Origin of the sequence: Methylothermaceae bacteria B42 (assembly GCA_001566965.1) — a bacterium.
GTDB lineage: Bacteria > Pseudomonadota > Gammaproteobacteria > Methylococcales > Methylothermaceae > Methylohalobius.
In genome coordinates this window covers 1-11,505 of record LSNW01000025.1, presented here as the reverse complement: position 1 = coordinate 11,505, position 11,505 = coordinate 1, and the positions used below count along the sequence as shown (strand labels likewise).

Sequence of the window (11,505 nt, the reverse complement as noted above, 5' to 3'; positions counted from 1 at the left end):
GTCAGGCCACCGATGGCGGTCTGGATCACGTCTTCCACGTCGCCGACGCTGAGGCCGTAACGGGCAATCCGCTCGCGGTCGATGTCGAAGTCGAGAAAGTAGCCACCGCCGAGGCGCTCGGCGAACACGCTGCGGGTGTGGGGGGCGGTGTGGGGGTCGCTTTGCAGCGCCTTTTCGATTTGGATCCCCGCCGCCTCCACGGTGGCCAGATCGTCGCCGAACACCTTGATGCCGAGACTGGAGCGGATGCCGGTGGCGAGCATCTCGGTGCGGGTCTGGATCGGCATCCACCAGACGTTGGGCATGCCGGGATACCGCAGCTGGCGGTCCATCTGGGCGATCAATTTGTCCCAGGTCATGCCTTGGCGCCACTGGTTCCGGGGCTTGAGGGTGACCACGATCTCGGCCATGGACAGGGGCGCGGGATCGGTGGGACTGGTGGAACGGCCCATCTTGCCGAACACCCGCGCCACTTCGGGAAAGGATTTGAGTTCCTTGTCCATGGCGTGGACGATACGGCCGGCCTCGGTGACCGACATTCCCGGCGGGGCGGTGGGCATGTAGAGGATGCTGCCCTCGTTGAGGGGCGGCATGAACTCCGAACCCAGCTGGAACCACAGGGGCACGGTTGCACTCAGCACCAGTAGTGACATGGCCAGCACCCAGACCCGCCACTTCAGGGCCCAGCGCAGCACCGCCGTGTAGAGGGACTCCAGCAGGTGCGCCAGCCGGCCCCGCTCCGCCGCCACCGGACCCTGGATGAGTCCTGCCGCCAGCGCCGGGGTCAGGGTGATCGCCAGTAGCGCGGCAAACCCCATGGCGTAGGTCTTGGTGTAGGCCAGGGGCTTGAACAGCCGTCCTTCAGTGCCTTCCAGGGTGAATACCGGCAGGAAAGACACGGTGATGATGAGCAGGGAGAAGAAAATGCTCGGCCCCACCTCCTGCATCGCCCCGATCATCACGGCCAGACGGTCACCCGGCTGTTCACCCAGGCGCCGGTGGACGTTCTCGACGATGACGATGGCTGCGTCCACCATCGCCCCGATGGCCACCGCGATGCCGCCCAGGGACATGATATTGGCGCTGAGCTGCTGCTGGTTCATGGGAATGAAGGCCAGCAGCACCGCCACCGGCAGGGTGAGGACGACCACCCCGGCCGAACGCAGGCGGCCCAGGAACACCACAATCACCCCGGCCACTACCAGCATTTCCTCCACCAGGGTGGTGCGCAGGGTGGCGATGGCGCGTTCGATCAGGTCGCTGCGGTCGTAGACGGTGACGATCTCCACCCCCTCCGCCAGGGCCTTCTTGGCCTCCGCCAGCCGCGCCTTGACCCGTCCGATCACCTTCAGGGCGTCTTCTCCGTAGCGCATCACCACGATGCCGCCCACGGTCTCGCCTTCGCCGTCCAGTTCCACCAGGCCGCGGCGCTGGGCCGGCCCCAGGGTGATCTCGGCGACATCCCCCAGGCGAACCGGCACTCCCTCCGGACCCATGGCCACCACGATCTTCTCCAGGTCTTCAATGCCATGCACATAGCCACGTCCCCGGATGACCTGCTCGTGCCCGGCGATCTCCAGCACCCGCCCGCCCACATCGGCGTTGGCGCGGCGCACCACCTGGACAATCCGCTGCAGGGGAATACCCCGCCGGCACGTCGCACCGACCAATGGGTGGCCGGAAAAGACCCCGGCATCTCCCTGTTCGTTCCGCTGCCCCTGGCAGCCGTATTCCACCAGCCTGGCAGGATCCAGGTGGATCTGGTATTCCTTGACGAAACCGCCCACCGACGCCACTTCCGCCACCCCAGGCACCGCCTCCAGCCAGTAACGGAGCTTGAAGTCCTGGAGGCTGCGCAGCTGGGCCAGATCGTGGCGGCCGGATTCGTCCACCAGGGCATATTCGTACACCCACCCGACCCCGGTGGCGTCCGGCCCCAGAGCGGGGCGCACGCCATCGGGGAGGCGGCCCTGGGCGGTATTGAGATATTCCAGCACCCGTGACCGGGCCCAGTACAGGTCGGTGCCCTCCTCGAAGATCACATAGATGAAGGACAGCCCCATGTAACTCTGGGCGCGCACCGATTTGACGCGGGGCGCCGCCAGCAGCGCGGCGCTCAGGGGATAGCTGATCTGGTCTTCCACCAGGTCGGGGCTGCGTCCCGGCCATTCGGTGTAGATGATTACCTGGACGTCGGACAGATCCGGCACCGCGTCCAGCGGCACCGTGCGCAGCGACTGCCAGCCCCACAGAAAGGCCAGGCCGGCCAGGAGGAAGGTCAACAGGCGGTTGCGGGCGCACCAGCCGATCAGCCGTTCGATCACCATGATGCCACCCCCGCTTTCAGTTTGCTCTCGGCGGCGATCAGGAAGGTTCCCGAACTGACCACCCGCTCGCCGCTTTTCAGCCCGGCCACCACCTCGATCCAGTCCCGGTTCCTGTGGCCGGCCCGGATGCGGCGCGGCTGCAGCCTGCCATCCCCCAGATCGACGAACACCCAGCGCCCGGTGCCGCTGTAGAGCACCGCCGAGGCCGGTACCACCCGTCGGCGGCCCAGGTCGGCTCGCAACCGCACCTCCACATAGCTGCCGGGCAACAGGCGGCGCCCGGGATTTTCGAGGGTCAGGCGCACCCGGCCGCTGCGGGTGGCATCGTCCAGGAAGGGATAGATGAAATCCACCTGGGTCTGCCATTCCCGGACCGGTGGGTCGGGAAGGACCACCCGGGCCGCCATGCCGGGCCGGAGCAGCCCGAAGTCGGGTGGGTAGACCTCGGCTTCCACCCACAGCCGGCTGGGGTCGGCCAGCCGCAGCAGGGTCTGGCCCGCCTTGAAGGCGCTGCCTGGTGAAGGCGGGGAAGAGATCAGGATGGCGTCTGAAGGGGCAATGACGGGGACCGTCTCCTGCAACCGGCCGCGTTTTTCCAGGGCGCGGATCCAGTTTGTGGGCAGGTTCCAGCGCCTGAGTCTGTCCCGCGCCGCCTTGAGCAGTCTGCCGCCGCTCTGGCGGGCCGCCAGATATTCCTCCTGGGCCGAGATCAACTGTGGGCTGTAGACCGTCAGCAGGGTCTCGCCCCGGCGGACCCGGCGACCGATGGCATCGGACTTAAGGGTTTCCACCCAGCCGCCGAACTTGGGCGCCACCTCAATAATATGGGAAGGGTCGTAGCGGACATGGCCCGGCGCCCGGATCTCAACGATCAGGGGCCGCCGTTCGACAACAGCGGTGCGGATGCCGATGAGCTGACGCCGGGCCGGATCCACCCGGATCGTCACTGTCGAGGTCTCCGCTCCCCCACCACCGCAACTGCTGCAGCGGATGCCCCGGCGCCCGGTGGCCAGGTCGAAGGTCAGCCGGGCCTTGCCGGCAGAACCTGCGATCTCCACCGTTAGCGGCCATTCCCCTGCCATCGAGGGACGGAATTCTCCCTGGTAGCGTCCCGGTGCAGTTTCTACCATTTTGGCCGGTGCGAACATGGCTGGCATCGCCCCCATCGCCGGCATCACCGCCTCCACCTTGAGCCTAGCTCCGGTGACGGGTTTCCCCTGGCTATCCTGCAAAAGGACCGTCACCTGGTTGGGACCGACCCTGGGGGTTTCTGGCGTGACCGTCACCTGGACGCGGTAGGGACCTGCGGAAACAAAGCCCTCGTCGGCACTCGCCAGGAATGTCAACACGAGCAACATGAACAGCCTCGCCGTGAAAGTAACCGTAGGGTGCATTACATGCACCAATGAATGGTGCGTGAAACGCACCCTACCGTTCTCTTTCATTTTTCGGAGTGATGGCAGCCACATGATGGGCGTTATCGTGGAAGACATCCGGATGAAACCCATAGGTTGCGGTGAACAATGTGAACCCCCATCTTGAAACCACCGAAAAAGCTCATGCTGTTGTTGGGGTTCGCTACGCTCACCCCAGCCTACAATCTGTGTGGTTCTACCAAGTACCGAGGTACAACTGGACTTCTTGTGCGTCATCATGGTCGTTCCTCCCCGGCGAAAATTTCCACCGCTGGGTCCTTGGGTCCGCCGGTCAGTCTTTCCAGTGCCGCCATTCGGCGGAAATGCTCGGAAAGGGAGCGGGCCAGTTGCAACCGGACTCCGCTCAGATGCTTCTCAGCCCCGAGAAGATCGACGAAATCCCCGGCCCCGCTGGCATAATCGGCCCTCGCCGTCGCCAGGTTGTCTTCGGCCAGGGGCAGCAGGCGTTTGCGGTACAGGCGGATTACGTGTTCGCTCTCCACGACCTCCTCGTAGCGTCTTTGCAGCACCTCGAGAATCCGGGCCCGTTGCGACTGCCACTGGGAGGCCAGCCTCAGGCCTTGGGCCCGGACCTGATCCAGGCGGGCGCGGCGGCGCCCCGGCAGGGGCAGATTGATCGACGCTCCTACGCTGAGGCGTTTCTGTTCGTCATTCCAAAGGCTGTTGTAAGCGGTACGCAGGGTCAGGTCGGGAAAGAACTGCCGTTTTGCCAACGCTTCCCGGCGCTGGTTGGCTTGGCGGCGCACCGCTAGGGCGCGGAGGGCCGGATGACGTCCCAGGGCCAAGTCTCGCAAGTGATCCAGGGGGGGTACAGCGGGGGTTTTGGGCAGCGTGTCCGGAGGCGGCAGGGGTTCATCGGGCGTGCGCAGCAGCAGAGTGTTGAGACGAGCCAGAATCTTGTGACGCCTGCGTTCCAGCACGATCTGGCGGTGATCGAGCAGGGCGGTCTCGACCTTGACCTGGAGAGCGTCCTGACGGGAGGCGCTGCCGCTGGCATAACGAAGCTCGGCGAGACGTCGGATCTGCTTCAGCAGTTTCCGGTCATCCCGGTTGATCTCCAGTGCTCGGTGGATGAAATACCAGTCGGCGAAAGCGCTGCGGGTCGCCTCGATGAGATGCAGGCGGACCGACTCTACATCGTTGCCGGCGGCATCGGCTTCCAGCTCCGCCGCTTGGCCAGCCAAGGCCAGTTTGCCCGGCCAGGGCAGGCGCAGGGACAGCGCGGCGGTCTGGCCGAAATCCAGACCTTTCCTGTCGATGGTGCGAGGGGCGAAGCCATAGGACAGTACCGGATCGTCGAACGAGCGTTCCTGGTCGACTTTGGCCTTGGCCGCCTGCCAAGCCGCGCGCATGGCGGGCAGGTCGGGATTGCGGTTCAGCACCTCGGCCACCAGGGTGCTTACCTGCAGGTGCTCGGGCAAGGGCTGGGCAATGGTAATAGAGACCATCGTCCATAACAAACAGAATAGAGAAATTCGGGGCATGTTTAACCTCCTCCTGATATAAGACGGAGAAATCACCTTGAAAGGTGACATATTTCACAGGGAAGGAGGTTGGCTAGATTCTGAGCCTGAGGGTAAGGAGATATACAGACTTACCGGCTGGGAGTGGCGGGGGGCCAGTGGGGAACCGGGGCGTGAGAATAGACAAGGCTTGCCAATGAAAGCAGGGCGCCGGCGGCGACATCAGCGGATAAGCCATCCAAAATACCGGAAGCTCCTGGCTATCCGCTGCCGATATCATGCCAGGACCACTCAGTTCTTGAGCCACATCGCAACATCCAGGCTTGTCCCGACGCTGATGCGGACAGCCTCCGCCGTGGCGACATTTACCATGCTCATGACAGCAGCAATGATACTGCTTACGCCCTTCCATGAACTGGCAGGCGAATACAGTGCGCGCCGGAGCTACCAAGCTCACCACGAGGAGCAGGTAAACAATAGTTTCACGAAATACCGACGAACAGACCATAAAGGTCAGGCTAACAGGAATAAATACCCCTGTCACTACCCTACCCGATTGCTATCTAAGACCCTGATTATTTGCGTTCCAAATAGCTGAGAAGCGTCAACATACAGCCTTCCAAGGCCCCCAAATGGGCTATCTCGAACCCGTGGGTATTGTCCGTAGGAAAAGCCAGGCAAGCAGCGCGGGGGACGTGGCCGTTTTTCATGGCGATGGAACCGTCGCTACCAAAGCCCGCCAGCACGGCATATTGCACTTCGATCCTCACTTTAGTGGCGGCTTTGGCAAGTTCCGCGTTGAGGGAATCGTCGTATACGCCATAACCATCTTGGGAGAGCAGAACCGGAGCATCTTCCCGGTCAATGGGGTATTCGGGGGATTTAGGGCAGATTTCCAGGGCGATGAGCACGTCAGGTCGTTGGCGGAAAGTGAAAGATTGAGCGCCGATGGCGCCGACTTCTTCGTTGGCGGTGGCGACTAGCAGTACATTAAAACGGGGTTGTTTCAGATGTTCGGCCAGCAGCGTCAAAATGGCGAGGGAAGCCCGGTTATCCAAAGCATAGCTGGCGATATGATCCTGTCCAAGCAGAAATGGCCGTTTGCGGTGACGGCCAATCACCACCCGGGTGCCAGGGCGGACGCCCGCCTGGCTAAGCGCCCCGGAAGACAGTTTGGTTTCCACCCAGACATTTTCCCATTTCAACGGTTGCTCATTCTGGAAACAATGCTGGGGCGATTCGTGAGAGACGTGACGCGAGCCAAAGCTTAGAATTCCGGAGACGGTTTCCCGCTCCCCCAATAAATCTACGACCCCTTCCCCATACACCCAGGGGAATGAGCCCCCCAACTTGCGTATATGAATCCGGCCGTCATCATCAACCCGTTTGACAATCATGCCGATTTCATCCTTGTGGGCAGAGATGGCGACGGTCGGGACGGCGGGATCGGCTGCTTCTATTTTTGCTATCAAATTCCCGGCGGCGTCTTGTTCCGGATGGAGACCCAAGGCCTGCCAACGGTTCTGCAGCCAACGGTCGATTTCAATTTCATTACCGCTGGGGGCGTGACAGAGGACCATGGCCTGGATATCACGGAGCAAGGCGTCGCGTATATTATTCATTCTTTTGACTCTAAAGAAGCCTCGTAGTGGGCGATCATTTCCACCACTTTGCCTTCCTCATTCAAACGCATCCACTCAGCCGCTTGAACTGAGTTTTGATTAACGTAGTGGAGCACAATGCTGTCTTGCCCTGAAAATACATTCAACAACCGGAAAGAAAGATCGGGATAATGGGCCAATCCCACTGAAAAATACTCCCGCAAGGCTTTTTTGCCATGTATTTCGGCGGTGCCGGTCAATTGCCGGGCAATAGGCGAGGTTACCTGGATATCATCGGCATAATGAGACAAAATCCACTCGAGATCATGAGCATTCCAGGCATCCACCCAGTCTTTGGCAAAATCCCAAGCCAGTTCAGCGCTTATCATGACAACTTCCTCTGGTTCTCTAGCGTCATAAACATTGCCAACATACTACAGCCAATCCAAAATGTCTTCTTCCCAGGCAAGGGGTAAAAAACCAGTTATTATGAATACCATGACACACAATCATCATCACCATCATCATGCCCATGCCGCCGATTTGGGTGAAACCCGCCTGGTTTGGGCATTGTTTGTCAACTTCTTGCTCACCGTGGTGCAGATTGCCGGCGGCATCCTTTCCGGCAGTCTGGCACTAATAGCGGACGCGTTACACAATTTATCCGATGCCGGTTCCCTGGGCGTCGCCTTGGTCGCCCGCCGTATTGCCAAGCGCCCGGCGGACGAACTGCGCACCTTCGGTTACCAACGGGCGGAGTTGATTGGCGCCTTGATTAATCTCACTTCCTTGATTCTGATTGGGTTGTATTTAATCTACGAAGCGGTGGTGCGTTACTTTAATCCCCAACCCATTGAAGGCTGGATGGTGATCTACGTGGGCGCTTTTGCACTGGTGGTGGATGTGGCGACGGCGCTGTTAACCTACGCCGCCTCCAAACACAGTCTCAATATCCGCGCCGCCTTTCTGCATAATGTCGCCGACGCCCTGGGATCGGTGGCGGTCATTATCGCCGGCACGCTGGTTTTACTTTATGGCTGGACCATTGCCGATCCCATTTGCACCGTCGTGATCGCGGCTTATGTCCTCCATCACGGCTGGAGTGAAATACGGCATACCATTCGCATTTTGATGCAAAGCACACCTCTGGATATCGATCTGGCCGAGTTGGTCCACACCATTGAAAGTGTGGAAGGCGTTAAAAGCCTGCATCATGTCCATGTTTGGGAAATCGATGAACACCGCCGCTCCATGGAAGCCCATGTGGTAATCGATCCAAACGATGCCGGTAACTTCGAGGCAATCAAACAACGCATCAAATCCCTGCTAACCGAGCGCTATCATGTACATCATTCCACCCTCGAATTCGAACTGGAAACCCCGCAAGAAGGATTAGTATGCGTGGCGGTCAATCACAATCACGATGAAATCTGCGGCCATTCTCCGGGCAATTACCCCCAAGTCCCGCCAGGCCAACCTTTGCCTTGGCGTGCGCTGCTTTTCGTCTTGGCGTTGCTTTTAGTGTTCACTACCTTGGGGTTTCGCTTATATTCCGTGGATGGAAATTTCGAGCTTTGGATCAATAGCTTGAAAAATCCGACCCAATGGCATTGGGGAGAATGGGCCGGCTATGGAATGGCGCTTTTTTGTCTTCTATTGGCTGGCATAGTGGGAAAACGCAAACTTGATCAATGATTGGAAAATCCAGGAAAAATGCTATGATGGTGGTATGAATCGATTTTTATCTGCCCTTCTCGTTATTGTGACGTTATGGATGTCCACGTGGATGGTCACGGACATTCACGTTGTGATTGCAGCAGATAAACCTCTCCCTCATCCAGTTTTTTCCGCCCAGGCAGATTTAACGCCAAGCACTGATTCAGGCATTCTTCAACAAACCGAAGACGACCACACGTGTCATTTCTGTAGCTACGATCATGGCGGGCATATCGGAGCTTTAGCGCTGCCCGAACATTTCTTGCCCATTGCCATGGAAAGGGGCACAACCTTACTTCCCCCTTATTCATTTATCCTTTCTGCAACGCCACCTTCTCACTTGCTTCGTCCTCCCATCGTTTAAGGCGCTAGCTTACAAACCTGTTGCCTGCCCCCGTGGGCACAGGCATACGCGTAATCGCCAATAAACGAGGAGAATATGAATGTATACCCCAACATTGGGGGGAGCAGTCGGAAAAACTTTTCCCCTGCTGAAGCTTTTGCCCCAATTCACCATGGCCATAGGATTGATTCTGTCAGTCGCTCCCGCTACTGCCAGCGGCTCTCCGCTTCCGGAAGCACCTCCCAGGATAAGCCTGACACCTATACCTAAACTCCCGGAAGTGTTGTCCTTAGCCCATGCCCTGGATCTAAGCCTGCGCCACAACCCCGATCTCAACGCCGACGCCTGGGAAATCCGTGCCCGCGAAGCCAGGGCGGTGCGCGCCGGTCTGTTGCCGAATCCCCGGCTGCGGATCGCCCTGGAGGATTTCGGCGGCAGCGGTGAGCACCGTGGCTACAACGTCGCCGAAACCACCCTGATGCTGAGCCAGCTGATTGAACTGGGCGGCAAACGGCTCAAGCGCCGCCGCCTGGCCGCCAGCGAACGCGATCTGGCCCTCTGGGACTATGAATCCCGCCGCGTCCAGGTGGCCATGACCACCCAGCAGGCTTTCGTCGACGTGCTCGCCGCCCAGGTCCATCTGCAGCTGGCGCAAAAGATGCTGCAACTGGCCGAGCGGCTGCACGGGATCGTCGATGCCCGGGTGCGGGCCGGCGAGGTTTCCCGGCTGGAGCGGTTCAAATCCCGGGTGGAACTGGCCCGGGCCCGGCTCCAGGCGGCCCGGGCCCGGCAACAGCTGGTCACGGCGAGACAGCGCCTGGCGGCCATCTGGGGCGGGCTGACCGCGGATTTCGAGCGGGTGACCGGGCAGCTGGACCGGCTTGCGCCCCTGCCGCCGCTGCCCCGTCTGTTGCAGCGTTTGCAGGACAATCCCGATGTGGCCCGGTGGGCCACGGAAATGGTCCGCCGCCAACGCCTGCTGGCGGTGGCGCAGGCCGCGACCATCCCCGACCTGACGGTGCGGGCCGGCATTCGCCAGTATGCGGAAAACGGCGACGTGGCGGCGGTGGCCGTCTTTCAGGTGCCGCTGTTCATCTTCAACGACCAGCGCACCCGGGTGCAGGAAGCCCAGGCCGGTCTGAGCCAGGCGGAGCAGCGGCGCCACGCCCGGCTGGTGGAGGCGCGCCGTCAACTGGTGGCCGCCTATCAACGATTGCGCCAGGCGCAGATCACCGCCACCTTGTTGAAAACCGAAATCCTCCCCAGCGCCGAGGCCGCTTTCGACGCGGTGCGCGAAGCCTATCGGCTCGGCAAGGTCGGGGTGCTCGATCTGATCGACGCCCAGCGGACCCTGTTCGCCGCCCGCCGCCAGCAGGTGGAAGCCTGGCGCAGCTGGCAGCTTTGGTGGGCCGCCCTGGAACGCCTGATCGGCGCAGTGCCGGTCGATCCCTCAACATCAACCGCACAGGAGTCATCATGAGAACCGCGTTATCGATTCTATGGCTGGCGGGGCTGCTGCTGGCCCTGCCGGCGCCGGCCGAAGAACCCCATGAAGCCGGCCACGAACATGAGCACGAGCACGAGGAGGCCGTGCATCTGACACCGGAGGTCGTGAAGGAATTCGGCATCGAACTGGCCCGGGCCGCGCCCGGCGAAATTCTGGAGACGCTGCACCTGACCGGGGAGGTGACGTTCGCGCCGGACCGGCTCTATCACGTGGTGCCCCAGGTGGCCGGGATTGTCCGCCAGGTGTTCAAGGAAGTGGGGGACCGGGCAGAGGCCGGCGACATCCTGGCGGTGCTCAGCAGCCGCGAGCTGGCCGAGGCGCGGGCCGCGCTGTTGATCGCCAAGAGCCGTCTGGACCTGGCCAACGCCAATCTGACCCGCGAACGCCAGTTGTACCGCAAGGGCATCACCTCGAAACGGGAATTCCTCAAGACCCAGCAGGAACAGATCGCCGCCGCCGTCGAACTGGACGCCGCCCGGCACCGGCTGCTGGCGCTGGGAATGACCGCCGCGGAAATCGAGGCGCTGTTGCGTGATCACAAGGCAGTGGACCTGTCCCGTTACCGGCTACGGGCCCCGTCAGGCGGGCGGGTGATCGAGAAGCACGCCACCCTGGGGGAATTCCTGCGCAGCGACCGCAGCGCCTTCGTCCTTGCCGATCTCAGCCGGGTCTGGGTGCTGCTGACGGTCTATCAGAAGGATCTGGCCCGGATCCGGCCCGGCCAGGCGGTGCGGGTCGAGGCCGGCGGGATTCCGGCGGCGGAAGGGGTCATCGACTACGTCAGCCCGGTGCTGGAGGAGCGGACCCGCACCGCCCAGGCCCGGGTGGTGCTCGACAATCCCGACCGGCGCTGGCGTCCGGGGATGTTCGTCAGCGCCGAGGTGGGGATCGCCGCACAGAAAGGGCGGATCGTCGTTCCCGCCGAGGCGTTGACCGAATGGGAGGGACGCACCGTGGTGTTCGTCCAGGAGGACGACCGCTTTGAACCCCGGCCGGTGCAGGTCGGCCGCCGCGGCCTGCGGCGGGTGGAGATCGTGGCCGGCCTCCGGCCCGGTGAGGTCTATGTGCGCCGCGGCGCCTTCCTGCTCAAGGCCGAGTTGGGCAAGGGCGAA

The 11,505-nt window shown here is 61.6% G+C and carries 8 protein-coding genes and 1 pseudogene; 4 read left to right on the top strand and 5 right to left on the bottom strand.

Going from position 1 to position 11,505, the window contains the following annotated elements:
* From AXA67_08690 to AXA67_08680, 3 genes are all read right to left on the bottom strand, one after another.
* A partial coding sequence (locus tag AXA67_08690; protein ID KXJ40686.1) for a cation transporter occupies positions 1–2,327 on the bottom strand: 2,327 nt, incomplete at its 3' end.
* Positions 2,321–3,685: a hypothetical protein gene (locus AXA67_08685; protein KXJ40685.1), complete on the bottom strand. Its 1,365-nt coding sequence runs from the start codon at positions 3,683–3,685 to the stop codon at positions 2,321–2,323. The genes AXA67_08690 and AXA67_08685, both read right to left, overlap by 7 nt.
* A 293-nt stretch (positions 3,686–3,978) precedes the next feature.
* Positions 3,979–5,247, bottom strand: coding sequence for a hypothetical protein (locus AXA67_08680; protein KXJ40684.1), 1,269 nt, complete (start codon positions 5,245–5,247; stop codon positions 3,979–3,981).
* Positions 5,248–5,284: 37 nt separating this feature from the next.
* Between AXA67_08680 and AXA67_08675 the strand changes: the two genes are divergently transcribed.
* A complete protein-coding gene (locus AXA67_08675; GenBank protein ID KXJ40683.1) occupies positions 5,285–5,824 on the top strand; it encodes a hypothetical protein in 540 nt (179 codons plus the stop codon).
* On the opposite strand, the gene AXA67_08670 is transcribed toward AXA67_08675, so the two are convergent.
* Together AXA67_08670 and AXA67_08665 are read right to left on the bottom strand one after the other, a co-directional pair.
* A complete protein-coding gene (locus tag AXA67_08670; GenBank protein KXJ40682.1) occupies positions 5,802–6,848 on the bottom strand; it encodes a peptidase M42 in 1,047 nt (348 codons plus the stop codon). The two genes, AXA67_08675 and AXA67_08670, sit on opposite strands and share 23 nt — an antisense overlap.
* Entirely contained in the window at positions 6,845–7,216 is a 372-nt protein-coding gene (locus AXA67_08665) for a hypothetical protein (GenBank protein ID KXJ40681.1), read from the bottom strand. Before AXA67_08665 ends, AXA67_08670 begins: the two co-directional genes overlap by 4 nt.
* 109 nt (positions 7,217–7,325) lie before the next feature.
* On the opposite strand from AXA67_08665, the pseudogene AXA67_08660 reads away from it, so the two are divergent.
* From AXA67_08660 to AXA67_08650, 3 genes and pseudogenes are all read left to right on the top strand, one after another.
* Positions 7,326–8,231, top strand: a pseudogene (locus AXA67_08660) (hypothetical protein).
* A 755-nt stretch (positions 8,232–8,986) separates the two neighbouring features.
* Positions 8,987–10,366: a hypothetical protein gene (locus AXA67_08655; GenBank protein ID KXJ40680.1), complete on the top strand. Its 1,380-nt coding sequence runs from the start codon at positions 8,987–8,989 to the stop codon at positions 10,364–10,366.
* A partial coding sequence (locus AXA67_08650) for a hypothetical protein (protein ID KXJ40679.1) occupies positions 10,363–11,505 on the top strand: 1,143 nt, incomplete at its 3' end. The genes AXA67_08655 and AXA67_08650, both read left to right, overlap by 4 nt.

Excerpts from the sequence above, each read along its gene's own strand:
- AXA67_08685 (KXJ40685.1), bottom strand. The coding sequence starts at position 3,685 with ATGTTGCTCGTGTTGACATTCCTGGCGAGTGCCGACGAGGGCTTTGTT.
- AXA67_08670 (KXJ40682.1), bottom strand. The coding sequence starts at position 6,848 with ATGAATAATATACGCGACGCCTTGCTCCGTGATATCCAGGCCATGGTC.
- AXA67_08655 (KXJ40680.1), top strand. The coding sequence starts at position 8,987 with ATGTATACCCCAACATTGGGGGGAGCAGTCGGAAAAACTTTTCCCCTG.
- AXA67_08665 (KXJ40681.1), bottom strand. The coding sequence starts at position 7,216 with ATGATAAGCGCTGAACTGGCTTGGGATTTTGCCAAAGACTGGGTGGAT.
- AXA67_08680 (KXJ40684.1), bottom strand. The coding sequence starts at position 5,247 with ATGCCCCGAATTTCTCTATTCTGTTTGTTATGGACGATGGTCTCTATT.